This is a genomic window from Pseudolysinimonas sp. (assembly GCF_031389465.1).
Lineage (GTDB): Bacteria > Actinomycetota > Actinomycetes > Actinomycetales > Microbacteriaceae > Pseudolysinimonas_A.
The window spans coordinates 1-16,481 of record NZ_JANMSQ010000291.1; the positions used below are offsets into that span (position 1 = coordinate 1).

Annotated in this window: 18 protein-coding genes; 14 read left to right on the forward strand and 4 right to left on the reverse strand. The window is 66.8% G+C overall.

Annotation, left to right across the window (positions count from 1 at the left end):
* The 6 genes from thrS to RMO30_RS11360 all read left to right on the forward strand — a co-directional run.
* Positions 1–977: threonine--tRNA ligase (gene thrS, locus RMO30_RS11335; protein WP_309713460.1), on the forward strand; the 977-nt coding region annotated here is incomplete at its 5' end.
* Position 978: 1 nt separating this feature from the next.
* Positions 979–1,548: an HIT domain-containing protein gene (locus RMO30_RS11340; protein ID WP_309713463.1), complete on the forward strand. Its 570-nt coding sequence runs from the start codon at positions 979–981 to the stop codon at positions 1,546–1,548.
* A 260-nt stretch (positions 1,549–1,808) separates the two neighbouring features.
* Entirely contained in the window at positions 1,809–2,726 is a 918-nt protein-coding gene (gene pdxS, locus RMO30_RS11345) for a pyridoxal 5'-phosphate synthase lyase subunit PdxS (protein ID WP_309713466.1), read from the forward strand.
* A complete protein-coding gene (pdxT, locus tag RMO30_RS11350; RefSeq protein ID WP_309713469.1) occupies positions 2,716–3,312 on the forward strand; it encodes a pyridoxal 5'-phosphate synthase glutaminase subunit PdxT in 597 nt (198 codons plus the stop codon). The genes pdxS and pdxT overlap by 11 nt, the downstream gene beginning before the upstream one ends.
* Complete coding sequence (locus RMO30_RS11355) at positions 3,309–3,815, forward strand: hypothetical protein (RefSeq protein ID WP_309713472.1); 507 nt, start codon at positions 3,309–3,311, stop codon at positions 3,813–3,815. The genes pdxT and RMO30_RS11355 overlap by 4 nt, the downstream gene beginning before the upstream one ends.
* Before the next feature lie 42 nt (positions 3,816–3,857).
* The gene (locus RMO30_RS11360; protein WP_309713475.1) at positions 3,858–4,466 is read left to right on the forward strand and encodes a hypothetical protein; all 609 of its coding nucleotides are present in this window, start codon (positions 3,858–3,860) and stop codon (positions 4,464–4,466) included.
* Here RMO30_RS11360 and RMO30_RS11365 read toward each other — a convergent pair.
* Positions 4,463–4,918 carry a hypothetical protein gene (locus tag RMO30_RS11365; protein ID WP_309713478.1) on the reverse strand — a complete coding sequence of 152 codons (456 nt, stop codon included), beginning with the start codon at positions 4,916–4,918 and terminating at the stop codon, positions 4,463–4,465. The genes RMO30_RS11360 and RMO30_RS11365 overlap by 4 nt on opposite strands.
* Positions 4,919–4,994: 76 nt before the next feature.
* Here RMO30_RS11365 and RMO30_RS11370 point away from each other — a divergent pair, with 76 nt between their 5' ends.
* The 8 genes from RMO30_RS11370 to RMO30_RS11405 all read left to right on the forward strand — a co-directional run bounded on the left by RMO30_RS11370 (position 4,995) and on the right by RMO30_RS11405 (position 13,758).
* On the forward strand, positions 4,995–5,756 hold the full coding sequence (locus RMO30_RS11370) for a YebC/PmpR family DNA-binding transcriptional regulator (RefSeq protein ID WP_309713481.1): 762 nt from the start codon (positions 4,995–4,997) through the stop codon (positions 5,754–5,756).
* 85 nt (positions 5,757–5,841) lie between these two features.
* Positions 5,842–6,432, forward strand: a complete 591-nt coding sequence (gene ruvC, locus RMO30_RS11375) for a crossover junction endodeoxyribonuclease RuvC (RefSeq protein WP_309713500.1) — start codon at positions 5,842–5,844, stop codon at positions 6,430–6,432.
* Entirely contained in the window at positions 6,429–7,037 is a 609-nt protein-coding gene (gene ruvA / locus RMO30_RS11380) for a Holliday junction branch migration protein RuvA (protein ID WP_309713484.1), read from the forward strand. The genes ruvC and ruvA overlap by 4 nt, the downstream gene beginning before the upstream one ends.
* Positions 7,038–7,063: 26 nt before the next feature.
* Positions 7,064–8,104, forward strand: coding sequence for a Holliday junction branch migration DNA helicase RuvB (gene ruvB, locus RMO30_RS11385; RefSeq protein ID WP_309713502.1), 1,041 nt, complete (start codon positions 7,064–7,066; stop codon positions 8,102–8,104).
* Between the two features lie 70 nt (positions 8,105–8,174).
* Positions 8,175–8,582, forward strand: a complete 408-nt coding sequence (yajC, locus tag RMO30_RS11390) for a preprotein translocase subunit YajC (RefSeq protein ID WP_309713487.1) — start codon at positions 8,175–8,177, stop codon at positions 8,580–8,582.
* Between the two features lie 164 nt (positions 8,583–8,746).
* A complete protein-coding gene (secD, locus tag RMO30_RS11395) occupies positions 8,747–10,432 on the forward strand; it encodes a protein translocase subunit SecD (RefSeq protein WP_309713504.1) in 1,686 nt (561 codons plus the stop codon).
* Entirely contained in the window at positions 10,432–11,457 is a 1,026-nt protein-coding gene (gene secF, locus RMO30_RS11400) for a protein translocase subunit SecF (protein ID WP_309713490.1), read from the forward strand. Before secD ends, secF begins: the two co-directional genes overlap by 1 nt.
* Before the next feature lie 45 nt (positions 11,458–11,502).
* Complete coding sequence (locus RMO30_RS11405; RefSeq protein WP_309713492.1) at positions 11,503–13,758, forward strand: bifunctional (p)ppGpp synthetase/guanosine-3',5'-bis(diphosphate) 3'-pyrophosphohydrolase; 2,256 nt, start codon at positions 11,503–11,505, stop codon at positions 13,756–13,758.
* Here the strand turns inward: RMO30_RS11405 and RMO30_RS11410 are convergent.
* From RMO30_RS11410 to RMO30_RS11420, 3 genes are all read right to left on the reverse strand, one after another.
* Entirely contained in the window at positions 13,748–14,281 is a 534-nt protein-coding gene (locus RMO30_RS11410; RefSeq protein WP_309713494.1) for a type IV toxin-antitoxin system AbiEi family antitoxin, read from the reverse strand. The genes RMO30_RS11405 and RMO30_RS11410 overlap by 11 nt on opposite strands.
* A 93-nt stretch (positions 14,282–14,374) precedes the next feature.
* Positions 14,375–15,604, reverse strand: coding sequence for a DUF349 domain-containing protein (locus RMO30_RS11415; protein WP_309713507.1), 1,230 nt, complete (start codon positions 15,602–15,604; stop codon positions 14,375–14,377).
* A gap of 114 nt (positions 15,605–15,718) precedes the next feature.
* Positions 15,719–16,481, reverse strand: a 763-nt coding sequence (locus RMO30_RS11420; protein ID WP_309713497.1) for a peptidylprolyl isomerase, incomplete at its 5' end; no start/stop codon positions are given.

Here is a 16,481-nt window from a genome sequence, read left to right on the forward strand (position 1 = left end):
AGGGGAACGTCACCAAGCCGGGCGTCGACTACTACCTGAAGCCGATGAACTGTCCGATGCACATCCTCATCTACAAGGAACGCGGCCGCAGCTACCGCGACCTGCCGATGCGGCTCGCTGAGAACGGCACGGTGTATCGCAATGAGCTATCCGGCGCGCTGCACGGGCTCACCCGCGTGCGCGGTTTCACTCAAGACGACTCCCACCTCTTCGTGACCCCCGAGCAGCTCGAGGGTGAGACCGCGAAGGTGCTCGACTTCGTCATCTCGATGCTGCGTGACTTCGGCCTCGACGACTTCGAACTCGAGCTCTCGATGCGCGACGACGAGAAAGAGAAGTGGATCGGGTCGGACGAGTTCTGGGAGTACTCGACGAATGCGCTTCGCCATGTCGCGCAGGCGAGCGGGTTGAAATACACCGAGGTGCCCGGCGAGGCCGCGTTCTACGGACCGAAGATCGACCTGAAGACTCGCGATGCCATCGGCCGCGTCTGGCAGCTGTCGACCGTGCAGATCGACGTCAACCTGCCCGAGCGGTTCGAGCTCGAGTTCACCGATCGCGATGGCGAGAAGAAGCGGCCGATCATGATCCACCGTGCACTGTTCGGCTCGATCGAGCGGTTCTTCGCGATTCTGCTCGAGCACTACGCGGGGGCGTTCCCGGTGTGGCTCTCGCCCGTGCAGGTCGTCGGCATCCCGGTCGCCGAGGAGTTCGCCGACTACCTGGGTGAGATTGTCGACCGACTCAAGGCCGAGGGGGTGCGCGCCGAACTCGATGTGAGCGACGAGCGGATGCAGAAGAAGATCCGCTCCCACACCCTCATGAAGGTGCCGGTCCAACTGATCGCGGGGGAGCACGACCGCACGGCGGGCACCGTCAGCTTCCGGTTCCGCGACGGCACCCAAGACAACGGCGTGGCGATTGAGGATGCCGTCGCCCGCATCCACGAGGCCATCGACACCCACGCGCAGGTCTGAGATGTCCCGTGACTACGACGGCAGCGAGTACCCCGATGCTGAGTCGTCGGCCGGGCTCGCCGGCATCCCGGACGGCTTTCAGCGGCTCTGGACGCCGCACCGCATCGCCTACATCGAGCAGGGCGCCCATTCGCCGGGTGATGACTGCGTGTTCTGCACCGCGCCGACGCTCACCGACGAGCAGGCGCTGATCGTGCATCGCGGCGAGGTGGCGTACGTCATCCTCAATCTTTTCCCCTACAACAGCGGCCACCTCCTGGTCGTGCCGTACCGCCACATCGCAAACTACGACAGCGCAACGCCCGAGGAAGTCGCCGAGATCGGGGCGCTCACGCAGACCGCGATGCGGGTGCTCACGCAGACCGCGCGGGCCGACGGCTTCAACCTCGGCATGAACCAGGGCGCGATCGCCGGGGCCGGGATCGCCGCGCACCTGCACCAACATGTCGTGCCGCGCTGGGCAACCGACTCCAACTTCTTCCCGATCGTTGCGCGCACGAAAGCGATCCCGCGGCTGCTCGGCGAAGTGCGCGACGAGATCGCTGGTGCCTGGCCTCGACCTACGGGTTGAGTGGCCGCGCAGCCCACGTCGACACAGCAATCGGGTGGGCGCGCACGGGCACAGTGCGATCCCAACTCTCGGGAATCCGATACTTCATCGACGAGACGTGGCTGAGCCTCAAGATTTCCGAGAGTTGTGTCTCGAGTTGACGGGTCGTCGCTGTGAACGCCGTCGGCGCGGGGGCCGAAGTAGACGCGCCCAGCCCCCGAGGCCAGAGCCCTCCGGGTGGCCGCGGCCGCCCGTGCCGAACGAACGTAGAATCGATAGTTATGACCACGACAGAGACGACGCCGGACTCCGCTCGCCAGGAGCTCGGCACCAAGGGCGTCAAGCGCGGACTCGCCGAGATGCTCAAGGGCGGCGTCATCATGGATGTCGTCACCGCCGACCAGGCGAAGATCGCCGAAGATGCCGGCGCCGTCGCGGTCATGGCGCTGGAGCGAGTTCCCGCCGACATCCGGGCGCAAGGTGGCGTCGCGCGCATGAGCGACCCCGACCTCATCGATGGCATCATCGCCGCCGTATCGATCCCGGTCATGGCGAAGGCCCGCATCGGCCACTTCGTCGAGGCCCAGGTGCTGCAGCAGCTCGGTGTCGACTACATCGACGAGTCCGAAGTGCTGTCGCCCGCCGACTACGTCAACCACATCGACAAGTGGAAGTTCACCGTGCCGTTCGTCTGCGGTGCCACCAACCTCGGCGAGGCACTACGGCGCATCACCGAGGGTGCGGCCATGATCCGCTCGAAGGGCGAGGCCGGCACCGGCGACGTCTCGGAAGCGACCAAGCACATCCGCACGATCACCGGCGAGATCAATGCTTTGAAGTCGAAGACCAAAGACGAGCTCTACGTCGCCGCGAAAGAGCTGCAGGCGCCCTACGACCTGGTCGCCGAGATCGCCACGACGGGCAAGCTCCCGGTCGTGCTGTTCACGGCCGGCGGAGTCGCGACCCCGGCGGATGCGGCGCTCATGATGCAGCTCGGCGCCGACGGCGTGTTCGTCGGATCGGGCATCTTCAAGGCGGGCAACCCCGCGGCCCGCGCCGCGGCGATCGTCAAGGCGACGACGTTCTTCGACGACCCCGCCGAGATCGCCGCCGCGTCGCGCGGCCTCGGCGAAGCGATGGTCGGCATCAACGTCGCCGACATCCCGGCGCCGCACCGCCTCGCCGACCGTGGCTGGTAGAGCAGCTCCCAAGGTCGGAGTGCTCGCCCTCCAGGGCGACTTCCGCGAGCACCTGCTCGTGCTCCGCGAACTGGGGGCGGATGCCGTCCCGGTCCGCCGCGCGGCCGAACTCGACGAGGTGGCCGGGCTGGTCATCCCGGGCGGTGAGTCGAGCGTGATGGACAAGCTGTCGCGCGCTTTCGGTCTCGCGGAGCCGCTCAAGCAGCGCATCGCCGACGGGATGCCGGTCTACGGCACCTGTGCCGGCCTCATCATGCTCGCCGATACGGTGCGCGATGCCATCGCGGGACAGCAGACGTTCGGCGGACTCGACGTCGTCGTGCGGCGCAACGCGTTCGGCAATCAGAACGACTCGTTCGAGACCGACCTCGACATTCCCGCGCTGGGCGATCCGCCGATGCACGCGGTCTTCATCCGGGCGCCCGTCATCGAAGAGGTCGGGCCTGCAGCTCGCGCACTCGCGACGCTCGACGACGGTCGCGTGGTCGCAGTGGAACAGGGCGTGCTCCTCGGTACCGCGTTCCACCCCGAGGTCACTGACGACTATCGCTTCCACGAGCGCTTCCTCGGTAGCATCGGGCGATGAGCACCCCGCCGCCGGACGCTGGCACCCCTCCCGTCACGCCGACTCCCGACGCGGCGGTGCTTCCGGTCGCGACGAAGAAGTCGAAGTTGCCCTGGATCCTCGGTGGTGCGGCCCTCGCCGTCATCCTGCTCGTCGTCGTGGCTGTCGTCGTCGTGTTCAACGTGATCGTCGGGGCCGCGAAGGGTCCGCAAGAGGTCATCGGCGCCTATGACCGCGCCTTCGACACCGTCGACTGCGAGCTCTATCTGAGCATCACGACCGAGGCCTACCAGGAGTCGTTCGAGCCGACGTGTGAAGGTTTCGAATCCATCGCGCAGAACTTCGTTGACACCTACTCCGACTACCAGGTCGCCGTGACCGGCACCTCGGTGACCGGTGACACCGCGACGGTGACGACAAGTGAGACCTACGTGCTCGACGGCGAGCCAGGCACCGACCTGTACACCTACCACCTCGTCAACTCGGGTGGTTCGTGGCTGATCGACAGGCTCGACCTGCAATAACCCGATCCTTCGCTGAGCTGGCTCTCGCGGCATGATCGGAGGATGAAGATCTACTCAGATTTCGCCGGCCGCCGCACCCGCCAGATCATCGCCGACGTGCTCGCGCTCGGTGCGATCGCGCTCTGGGTCTGGTTCGGGTACACCGTGTTCACCCTCATCAACAACCTCGCCGTCTTCGGGGTGCAGATGGAGGATGCGGGGGCCGGGTTCAGAGAGACGATGACCGAGGTCGGCGAAACGCTCGGCGGGGTGCCGCTGATCGGCCCCGGCATCCGGCTGCCGTTCGACGGGGCCAGCGCGGCCGGCGCCACACTTGAGGCCGCCGGACAGGCGCAGCAGGACGCGGTGCTGCAGCTCGCGACGACCCTGGGAATCGGAACGGCCGCGCTGCCGGTGCTGACGATCCTCATCATCTGGCTCGTGCCGCGCATCCTCTTCATCCGACGGGCTGGCCGGGTCAAAGCGATCGTGGCGGCCGACGTCGGGATGGACCTGCTCGCCCTGCGCGCCCTGACGACGCAGAAGCTCTCGGCGATCACGAGCATCGACGCCGACGCGCTCGGGGCGTGGCGCCGCGGGGAATCCGACGTGGTGCGTCGCCTCGCGCAGCTCGAGCTGAAGTCTTCGGGGGTACGGCTCAAAGAGAGCTAGAGCGCGTCGGTGCGCAGCGTGACTTCGACGGGCGCCGCCGCTGAAACGGCACGGAACTCCTGAGATCGGCGGATGCTGCGCTCGAAGTCGGCGACCGCGGTCGGGGTGAAGCACCAGGCGTGGCCGCGGCCCAGAGCGCGCCGCGCCGGCGTCCATCGGTAGGCGAGGCAGAGCGTCACCTGCACGATCGGTTGGTCGTCGCCCTCCCGGATCAGCTGTCGCGTGATGCCTGCGGTAAACCGGGTGGCGTCGGCATCCGGCCCCCACTGCCAGAGCAGGCCGTCGCCGTCGTCGAGGATGCGGGCGTGCTGCGCTCGGGCGTCCGTGTAGAACGCCGTCATCGCCTTGAGCGCGGTGCCGATGCGCAGCGACTCGAGGGATTCGCCGATCTCAGTGAGGAAACGCCGGAACGCGTTCTCGGCAAACGAGATACGGAACCATCGCGCAGGCACCTCGTGAGCCTAGGGCTGGGGTTCCCGGCACGCCAGCTAAGATCGCAAGGGTTTTCGCACAGCAAGAAGGAGCACCGTGAGCGGGCATTCCAAGTGGGCCACCACGAAGCACAAGAAGGCAATCATCGACAGCCGTCGGGCCAAGTCGTTCGCGAAGCTCATCAAGAACATCGAGGTGGCCGCGAAGATGGGCGGCGCCGACATGGCGGGCAACCCCACCCTCTTCGATGCGGTGCAGAAGGCCAAGAAGACCTCGGTTCCTAACGACAACATCGACCGCGCCATCAAACGCGGGGCCGGCATCGGCGGTGAGGCGATCAGCTACGAGTCGATCATGTATGAGGCGTACGGCCCGAACGGGGTCGCTTTCCTCGTCGAGTGCCTCACCGACAACAAGAACCGCGCCGCGGCTGAGGTGCGCACCGCGCTCAACCGCAACGGCGGCACCCTCGCCGACCCGGGAAGCGTCGCCTACAACTTCAGCCGCAAGGGCGTCATCTCGATCACCAAGCTGGACGGCGTCAACGAGGACGCGATCCTCGAGGCAGTGCTGGAGGCCGGCGCCGAAGAAGTCAAAGACCACGGCGGCGGATTCGAGGTCGTCACCGACCCGTCCGACCTCGTGCAGGCTCGCACCGCGCTGCAGCAATCGGGGATCGACTACGACTCGGCGGAAGCCGAGTTCGTGCCGAACCTGCACATCGAGATCGACGCCGACACGGCGCGCAAGGTGTTCCGGCTCATCGATGCGCTGGAAGACAGCGACGACGTGCAGAACGTCTTCAGCAACTTCGAGATCACCGACGCGGTGCAGTCCGAACTGGATGCGGACGACTGACACGCTCGCTGGTCGAGTAGCGGGCGCAGCCCGCGTGTCGAGACCACTTTTCGTACATTCGTTCGATTAGTCTGGCCGGGTGCGCATCCTGGGGATCGACCCGGGTCTGACCCGGTGCGGAGTAGGCGTCGTCGAGATCGGCGCCGGACGTCGCGTGCGCTTCGTACACGCGGGTGTCATCCGTACGCCCCCCGCTGACCCGCTTGAGGTGCGCCTGCTCGCGGTGTCGCGGGGCATCTCGGCGCTCATCGTCGAGTTCGCGCCGGCGGCCGTCGCGGTGGAGCGGGTGTTTGCACAACACAACCTCCGCACCGTCATGGGCACCGCTCAGGCCAGCGGCATTGCGCTCGCGGTCGCGGCCGAGCACGGGTTGCCGGTCGGACTCCACACCCCGAGCGAGGTCAAGGCCGCCATCACGGGCTATGGCTCGGCGGCGAAAGCCCAAGTCGGCAACATGGTCATGCGCATCCTCGCGTTGGATGAAGTGCCGAAACCAGCGGATGCCGCGGATGCTCTCGCGCTCGCGATATGCCACGGATGGCGGGGGAGTGTCGGTTTCGACAGGCACCCTGCGGGCGCTGCTCAACCGGCGGGTGCAGGTGGCGGCGAGACGCCGGCTCAGCGTGCGTGGCGGGAGGCCGAGAAGTCGGCGGGCAAACGTAGGGTGGCGTCGTGATCTCCTCGGTGCGTGGCACGGTGCTCAGCGTGACCACATCGCATGCGCAGATGGATGTCGGCGGGCTCGGGTACTCCGTGCAGATCACCCCTCAGCACGCGCTCACTCTGCGGGTCGGCAGTGAGGCGCGACTGCACACGGCGCTCATCGTGCGCGAAGACGACATGAGCCTGTTCGGATTCGCGACGTCCGCCGAGCTCGAGATGTTCGACCTCCTCCGCGGGGTCTCCGGGGTTGGCCCGAAGTCTGCCCTGGGCGTGCTCGCCACGTTGACTCCCGACCAGATCGCTTCTGCTGTCGCCACCGAAGACGATGCGCCGTTCCGCAAGGTGTCGGGCATTGGTCCGAAGACCGCGAAACTCATCGTGGTCTCGCTCGCCGGCAAGATCGTCGCACCGGTCGGCATCCCCTCGGCGCCAGCCCCCGCATCCTCGACCGTCCAGAACGTCGTCGCCGCGCTCGTCGGCCTCGGCTGGAACGAACGGGTCGCCGGGCAAGCCGTTGACGAGGTCATCGAGACCTCGACGGAAGACGGGGCGTTGCCCGTGCCCGCACTGCTGCGATTGGCGCTGGCCCGGCTCGGACCGCAACAGGTGCGCTCATGACCGACCTGCCCGACAGCGACGAGATCATGAACGACGGGAGTGTCGACACCGGGATCGGGCGCTCCGCTCCCGAGTCGGAGGCCGAGATTGCCTTCGAGGGCGCTCTGCGGCCGCGCAGCCTCGCCGAGTTCGTCGGCCAGACCAAGGTGCGCGGTCAGTTGCAACTGTTGCTCGACGCGGCAGCGATGCAGAATCGCACGCCCGACCACATCCTGCTCGCCGGTCCGCCCGGGCTCGGAAAGACCACGCTCGCGATGATCGTCGCGCACGAGTCGGGGCGACCCCTTCGCATGTCGAGCGGTCCCGCCATCCAACACGCCGGAGATCTCGCGGCGCTGCTCTCGAGCCTCGTACCGGGCGAAGTGCTGTTCATCGACGAGATCCACCGCATGGCGCGCAACGCCGAAGAGATGCTCTACCTCGCGATGGAAGACTTTCGCATCGACATCATGGTCGGCAAAGGGGCAGGCGCCACGAGCATCCCTCTTGATCTGGCGCCCTTCACCCTCGTCGGGGCAACCACTCGGTCGGGTCTGCTGCCGAACCCGCTACGCGACCGCTTCGGGTTCACCGCGAATCTGGAGTTCTACGAAGACGCCGAACTCGACGAAGTGCTCGCCCGGGCGGCGCGGTTGCTCGAACTCGACATTCCGTCTGACGCGCGGCGCGAGATCGCGAGCCGCAGTCGCGGCACCCCGCGCATCGCCAATCGCCTGTTGCGTCGCGTTCGCGACTTCGCGCTCGTGCGTGGCGGGGGAGCGGGGATGTCCGCGGTGCATGGCGCCCTCGAGTTGTACGATGTCGACCCCATCGGACTCGATCGTCTCGACCGTGCGGTGCTCGAGGCAATCGTGTCGCGCTTCGAAGGCGGGCCGGTCGGCTTGAGTACCCTCGCTGTGAGTGTGGGCGAAGAGGCCGACACGATCGAATCGGTCGTCGAGCCGTTCCTGGTGCGGGTGGGGATGCTGAGCCGAACGCCGCGCGGGCGGGTCGCCACCCGACGGGCGTGGGATCACCTGGGGGTGCGCCGGCCCGACCGAGGGGGGCTCTTCGACGATGGCATATGATTCAGGGGGTTCGCGCAGCCCTGCTGTCTAGGCTCCGCGCGAAACCCCTCAATCCCCGGAAGGCTTTCTCGTGTTCGAAGATCCGCTGTCCCTTGCACTCATCGCCATCGCTGGCGTGCTCATCGTGTTCATGTTCCTCAGCTCGCGGCGCCGCAAGCGCGATGCCGAGACCATGCGCGAGAAAATCGTTCCCGGCGCCGAGGTGATGACCAGCCAGGGAATCTTCGGAACCCTCCTCTCCGTCGACGAAGAGAAGAACGAAGCGATCATCGAGACCACGCCCGGCACCAAGCTGCGGGTGCACAGCCAGACGATCGCCAAGGTCGTCGAGGAGATCGAGCCGGTCGCGGATGAGGCCGACGAGCCCCGCGCGCTGTTGAACGACAGCAGTGTCGAGCCGATGACCGAGCCCGAGTTCGGCGAGCGGTCCGACAAGCCGAAGCCGGCCCCGCGGTCGCGCAAGAAGCCGACCGAGTAGTCGTTACCCTTGGTTGCTGACCCGGTGGGAATCGGGTCTCATCGGGCGCGCGTGAGCGCGTCCACCTGAACGTGAGAAAGAAGAGGCGCGTGGCCACGAAGTCATCGAGCCCGGCAGGCAAGGCGGCGCGTTCTCTCGCCTGGCTCGGCGCGATCATCGCCATCATGGGCGGAGTCGTCGGCGCCGGAGTGCTCTGGGGCGGCTGGGACCCAGCCCCCAAGCTCGCGCTCGATCTGCAGGGCGGCACGCAGATCATCCTGGAGCCCCTCATCGCCGAGGGAGCTGCAGACGTCACCACCGAGCAGCTCGAGCAAGCAGTAACGATCATCCGGCAGCGGGTCGACGCCACCGGTGTCTCCGAAGCCGAGATCTCGACGCTCGGCACGAACATCGTCGTGGCCATCCCGGGGCAACCTGACCAGGCGACCCTCGACCGTCTCCAGGCCTCGGCGAAGCTCGAGTTCCGCGCCGTGCTCGTCGCCGGCGCTCCTTCGGCCACCACGGCGGGTGACGGGACAGATGCCGATGGCGACGGCACCCCCGACCCGACCCCGTCGGCGACGCCCGACCCCGCAGCGACCCCCGATGCGGCAGCCACCCCGAGTGCGACTCCGACTGATGGCAGCGACCTCGCCTGGGTGACCCCGGAACTTCAGGCGGAGTTCGACGCGTTCGATTGCGCGAGCCTGGCCTCCGCCACCACGAACGTCGCACCCGCCGACGAGCCGCTGATCACCTGTGAGACCGACCTCTCGATCAAGTACATCCTCGGTCCGGTCGAAGTGGATGGCTCCAACATCAGCGATGCACGAGCCGGCCAGGTGCTGGGTTCCAACGGCGCCAACACGGGGCGGTGGGCCATCTACCCGACTTTCGACGATGCGGGTACTGCGGCATTCGCTGACATCACCACTCGACTGGTCGGACTCGCGTCTCCCCGGGATCAGTTCGCAGCAGTGCTCGACGGCAAGGTGCTGATCGCGCCGGCGACTCAGGCTGCCATCACGAACGGCAAGCCGGAGATCACCGGAAGCTTCACCCAGGAAACCGCGACGTCGCTCGCCAGCCAGCTCAAGTTCGGCGCGCTGCCCGTGAGCTTTGAGGCGCAGAGCCAGGAGTCGATCTCGGCCACGCTCGGCGAGAGCCAGCTGGCGAGCGGTCTGATCGCCGGCGGCATCGGTCTCATCCTCGTGGTGATCTACTCGTTCTTCCAGTACCGGGCTCTGGCCTCGGTCACGATCGCCTCACTCGTCGTCGCGGCGCTGATCACCTACCTGACGGTCACGATCCTGTCGTGGGGGCGGCTGGACTACCGGCTGTCGCTCGCTGGCGTCGCGGGTCTCATCGTGGCGATCGGGTTCACCGTCGACTCGTTCATCGTCTACTTCGAACGCATCCGCGACGAGTTGCGCGACGGCAAGCGGCTGACCAGCGCCGTCGAGGCCGGCTGGAGACGTGCGCTGCGCACGATCTACGCGGCAAAGGGCGTGACGCTGTTGTCGGCGGTCGTTCTCTACATCGTCGCCGTCGGCAATGTGAAGGGGTTCGCGTTCACGCTGGGCATCACGGTCATCATTGACGTGCTCGTCGTCGTACTCTTCACCCACCCGATGCTGCAGCTGCTGGCTACGCGGCCGTTCTTCTCCTCGGGGCACCCGCTGAGCGGCCTCGACCCACAGGCGCTGGGTGCGGTGTATCGAGGGCGGGCTGAGTTCCGGCCGTCGACCGAGGCCCGCAAGGCCGGCGCGAGCCGTGAGGCAGGCAAACGCCAGACGATCGCCGAGCGCAAGGCGGCCGAGTCCGCGTCGACTCCTTCGAAGAAGTCGACCGAGTCCAAGGGGAAGAAGTAATGGCCAGCGGGCTCACGCGGTTCGGCAACGACCTCTACACCGGAGCTCGGTCGGTTCCGTTCATCCGGCTGCGCGTCATCTGGCTGTCTATCGCGGCGGTGCTGATGTTGATCGCACTCGCCGTGCCCTTTGTGCGCGGTGGCGGCGACTACGGTGCCGGCTTCAACTTCGGCATCGAATTCCGGGGTGGCTCGCAGTTCCAGGTTTCTGATGCAGCGATCCCGGATGGGGCGGATCAGCCCGACACCGCCCTTGCGGAAGAGGCCGTCCATTCGGTCGCACCCGATGCGGTCGTACGGGTCAGCACCGTCGGCGACGACGGCGTGCGCGTGCAGACCGACCAGCTGACGAACGAGGAGACGCAAGACGTCGCGCTCGCCCTCGAGGACTCCTACGAGACGACCGAAGTCACGTCGTCGTTCGTCGGCCCGACCTGGGGTGCCGACATCACCCGGCAGGCTCTCATCGGTCTCGGCGTGTTCTTGGTGTTGGCGATGATCATGATGGCGATCTACTTCCGCACGTGGAAGATGTCGCTCGCCGCCATCCTCTCGCTGTTCCACGATCTCGTCATCACGGTCGGCGTCTACGCTGCCTCTGGCTTCGAGATCACCCCGGCTGCGGTCGTTGGGTTCCTGACGATTCTTGGGTTCTCGCTCTACGACACCGTGGTGGTGTTCGACAAGATTCGCGAGAACACGTCCGAGATGTCCGACGACTCGACACGCACGTTCGGCGAGACGGTCAACCTCGCGGTGAACCAGACGCTCGTGCGGTCGATCAACACGGGTGTCGTCGCGGCGCTGCCGGTCGCGGCGATCCTCTTCATCGGCTCGTTCGTACTCGGCGCCGACACGCTTCGCGACATCTCGCTCGCGCTGCTCGTCGGAACCATCATCGGCACCTACTCGACGCCGTTCGTCGCGTCGCCGCTCTACGTGTGGTTCCGCGAGAACGAGCCGAACATCGCCAAGCGCGACAAGCGCGTGCTGGAGCTGCGCGAGAAGTCCATGGTCACCGCCTAAGCATTCGCGTCAGCGGTCCTCCGCACCCGAAACTAGACTCTGTGCATGACGGAGACTCAGGCGCCGAACACGGCCTCTCTGAGGACCCTGCTGCCTCGAATCTTCTCCCGCGCCCAGCCGACGGGAGCCGTCGACCGGTTGCTCAAGACCGTGCGTGTGCACCATCCGAAGGCCGACGTGGTCCTCATCGAGCGGGCTTACGCCGCCGCTGAGAAGGCGCACTCCGGTCAGAAGCGCAAGAGCGGCGAGCCCTACATCACCCACCCCGTCGCGGTGGCGCAGATCCTGGCTGACCTGGGGATCGGCTCGAAGACGATCGCTGCGGCGCTGCTCCATGACACCGTCGAAGACACCGACTACACGCTCGACCTCGTGCGTTCCGACTTCGGCGACGAGATCGCGATGCTTGTCGATGGGGTGACCAAGCTCGACAAGCTCAAGTACGGCGACAGCGCTCAGGCCGAAACGGTGCGCAAGATGGTCGTCGCGATGAGCAAAGACATCCGCGTGCTCGTCATCAAGTTGGCCGACCGCCTGCACAATGCTCGCACCTGGGGCTTCGTGCCCGAGGAGTCGGCGAAGCGCAAGGCGCAGGAGACGATGGAGATCTACGCGCCGCTCGCGCATCGGCTCGGCATCCAGACCATCAAGTGGGAACTCGAAGACCTGTCGTTCGCGGTGCTCCATCCGAAGCTCTACGTCGAGATCGAGAGCCTCGTGCGGGACCGCACGCCGCAGCGCGAGGAGTTCGTGCAGAACGTCATCGATGCGGTCAACGAAGACCTCAAGTCGGGCAAGATCAAGGGCCAGGTCGTCGGTCGGCCGAAGCAGTACTACTCGATCTACCAGAAGATGGTGCTGCGCGGGCGCGAGTTCACCGAGATCTACGACCTCGTCGGCATCCGGGTTCTGGTCAACAACATCCGCGACTGCTACGCGGTGCTCGGCGCGATTCACGCTCGCTGGAATCCGATCCCCGGTCGGTTCAAGGACTACATCGCGACCCCGAAGTTCAACCTCTATCAGTCGCTGCACACGACCGTGATCGGGCCGAAGGGTCGCCCGGTTGAGATCCAGATCCGCACTCACGAGATGCACCAGCGCGCCGAGTTCGGTGTGGCCGCGCACTGGAAGTACAAGGAACGCGTCAACTCCGGTCGCGGCGAATCGGATCGCGGGCCGAACGACACCGAGATGGCCTGGCTCGCCCACATCAGCGACTGGCAGGCCGAAACCGAAGACGCGAGCGAGTTCCTCGACAACCTCCGATTCGAGATCGGGGCCAAAGAGGTCTACGTCTTCACCCCGCAGGGCAAAGTCATCGGTCTGCCGGCCGGAGCCACGCCTGTCGACTTCGCCTACGCGGTGCACACCGAGGTCGGCCACCGCACGATGGGCTCGAAGGTCAACGGGCGCCTCGTGCCGCTCGAGAGCGAACTGTCGAGCGGTGACGTCGTCGAGGTCTTCACCTCAAAGAACCCGGATGCCAGCCCCAGTCAGGACTGGCTCAACTTCGTCAAGAGCCCCCGAGCGCGCAACAAGATTCGTGGCTGGTTCACGAAGGAACGTCGCGAGGAGGCCATCGAGCAGGGCAAGGATTCGATCGCCCGCGCGATGCGCAAACAGAACCTCCCGTTGCAGAAACTCATGAGTTCCGACGTGTTCGCCGAAGTAGCGGCCGCGATGCGATACGAGGGTGTCGAGGCGCTCTACGCCGCCATCGGCGAGGGGCACGTCTCGACCCAGTCGGTGCTCGAAAAGGTCGTCGCGTCGCTGCAGTCCGAGGCGGAAGCCGACGAGGCCGAGGTTCCGTTCACCCCGAAGGGTCGCGCCCGCCAGCTGCGGCCGAGCGACTCTGGTGTGCTCGTGCGCGGCGCCCCCGACATCCTGGTGAAGCTCGCGAAGTGCTGTACGCCGGTGCCGGGAGACCCGATCGTCGGCTTCGTCACCCGCGGCTCAGGAGTCTCGGTACACCGCAACGACTGCCTCAACGTCACCGCCCTGCGGGAAGACCCCGACCGCATGATCGACGTCGAGTGGGCGCCGACCTCGTCGAGCGTTTTCCTCGTGCAGATCCAGGTGGAGGCGCTCGACCGCTCCGGGCTGCTCTCCGATATCACGCGCGTGCTCTCGGAGCACCACGTCAACATCCTTTCGGCGAACGTCTCCACCTCGAGCGACCGGCTCGCGATCAGCCGCTACGTTTTCGAGATGGGCGACACCGTGCACCTTGATCGCCTGCTCAACGCGGTGCGACGGATTGACGCGGTTTACGACGTATACCGGGTGTCTACGGCGTAAGCGCCAGCCGCAGATTGTCGCGTGCCCGGTCCTTCGACGGGATGCCCGATCGCCTCGCGAGCGACGTCAGGCAGTCGGCGAGGTGCAGACCGCCGATCGCGGCGAGGCGGGTCACCGTCGAGGGATCGAACGGCTGGGCATAGCGGGCGAGGTCGAGAATCGTGCGCAGCGGTGTCGTGGCGCGACACCCGTCCAATGTCGCTAGGTCGTCGAGGTCGTAGACGATTTCGCGCACCGCGATGTGGTGCCCGGGTGCGAGTCGGGCGCGCGCGTCGGGGGTGACGGCGAACTCGAGGCGCTCGGGTTGCTCGCAGGCGCCCCAGATCCAGGCTGCGGTGCGGAGCTCGGCGATGAGCCGGGACGAGCGAGCGCCCAGAACGGCGCGCGCCCGGTGGCGGGGTGCCTCGAGTTCGCCGACCAGACAGTACGCCCCCGCCAGGTCGTACACCTCACCGTCGAGTCGGGCGGCCTGCAGTTCGACGGGGCTGAGGTCGGTATCCGCGAGTACGGGGGAGAGGCGCATGCCGCCAGGCTCGCAGTCACGGCTCGGCAAACAGTACGATCCGGTGTCATCCGGTGGACAGCCGAGGCTGTGGAGAACCGCCGAAACGGCGAATCAGCCGAGGGCGTCGAGCCAGACGCGACGGGCGGCGAGCGCCTCCTCGGCATCCTTGATCTTGCGGGCGTCGCCGCTTGCCTTGGCCGCCGCGAGTTCGCGTTCGAGCTTTTCGATCGCCCCGGTCAACTGCGCGGCGAGACCTGTCGAACGGGCGACCTTCTCAGGGTCGGTCTTGTTCCAGTGGTCGTCATCGAGCTTCTTGACGGCAGCCTCGACCTTGCGCATGCGGTCTTCGACGGTGCGGATGGAATCACGGGGAACCTTGCCGATCGCATCCCATTGGCGCTGAATGCCGAGCAGCGTTTTCTTGGCGGACTCGCGGTCGGTCGCGGTGATCAGTTTCTCGGCCTCGTCGAGCAGCACCAGCTTCTGTTCGAGGTTGCCGGCGAACTCCTCGTTCTCGCGGGCGTCGACCTCCGCCTTCGCGGCGTACAGCGAGTCGCCGGCCGCTTTGAAGCGCGCCCACAACGCGTCGTCGACCTTCTTTCCGGCCCGGCCGGCAAGCTTCCACTCGTCGAGTAGGCGACGGTAGTCGGGGATCGCCGCGGTGCCCTTGCCGACGAGCGCCTCGGCGCGTTCGGCGAGCTCTTGCTTGCGAGTGCGGGCTTCCTTGTGCGTGCTGTCGAGTTCGGCGAAGAACGCCTTGCGGTGGGTCTCGATGATCGTGCGCGCGGCGCGGAAGCGCTTCCAGAACTCGTCGCCGACCGACTTCGGCAGTCGCGGCCCGTCCTTCTGGGCGGCCTGCCACCGGCCGAACAGCTCGTCGAGCTGCGTCGACACCTGCTTCCACTGTGCCTTCGCCGGGTCCTGGGCGGCGAGTGCCTCCACCTCGGCGACAAGCGCTTCACGCTCGGCGATGGCGGCATCCACGGCGGCACGAGCCTCGGCGGACTGCTTCTCGGTGAGCTCGCCGACGCTGCCGGTGAGCTTGCCCAGCCGTTCGGTGAGCGACAGGAGGTCGCCGACGGCGTTCGCACTCGCAACGGCTTCGGTGAGCGAGGTGATGGCCTTCGCGACGTCGGCAGCGGGCGCGCCGCCACGAACGCGCTGCTCGAGGAGCGAGACCTGGCCCTGCAGCTCGGTGAACTTGCGCTCGAAGTAGCCGAGCGCCTCTTCGGGCGTCGCGTCGGGGTAGGAGCCGACGGCGCGTTCGCCATCCGCTTCACGGACGTACACCGTGCCGTCGTCGCCGACGCGACCCCACGGTGCCTGCTCGTTCGCCACAATGCTTCCTCGCTGTTTCCCAGAGTGGCTGGGTCTCCCAGAGCGTCCCGGTGCCTCTTCCCGGACCCGAGCCAGCCTATTGCACAGCCTGCGGCCCTCCTACGGCGCCTGCGGGAGCTACTGGATGGTGAAGCCCGTGATCGTGACGGGCTGCAACGGGAAGCCGGTGCCGTCGGCGCCGATCGTCGCCGGGTCGAGTCCCCCGGCCACGAGCGTCGCGAGCGCGTCGAGACCCGAGGTCACCGTGCCGACGATCGTGTAGCCGCCCGTCGAGCCGTCGAGGGTGGTGTCGCTGAGCACGATGAAGAACTGGTGACCGTTGCTGTACTGGTCGCTGCCGCGCGCCATCGCGATCGATCCGGCGGGGTAGAGGTCGTCAGCCGGAGCGTTCTCGACCGGCCCGTAGGAGAACGTCGGGTCGGGGCCACCCACGCCGTCGATCGAGCCGCACTGCAGGAACGACAGGTCGCTCGCGAGGCGGTGGCAGACCGTGCCGGGGTAGTAGCCGGTGCCGAAGTCCTGCACGAAACCGGCAACCGCCTGGGGGGCAACGGTGCCGTCGAGCTGAATGCCCACGACGGTCTCGTTGAAGGTGAACTCGCCGGTCCAGATGCGGTCTTCGGAGAGGTCGGCGTCGGGCGCGCCGACGTTCTCACCGGCGACAGCTGTTTCGGTGGGCGTCGGGGTCGGAGCGCCTGGCCCCGAGTCGAAGTAATAGAACTGCGCGAACCCGGCGAGAGCTGCGACGGCGACGACGCTGACGACCGCGATGACGTTGTCACGCACCCGACGCTTGTTCTGGGTGGCGTTCAACTGCTGACGCGCCTCGTACCGCTTCAGCCGCGCCGCGGCCTCCCGCTGCTGCTTGTTGACAGATGCC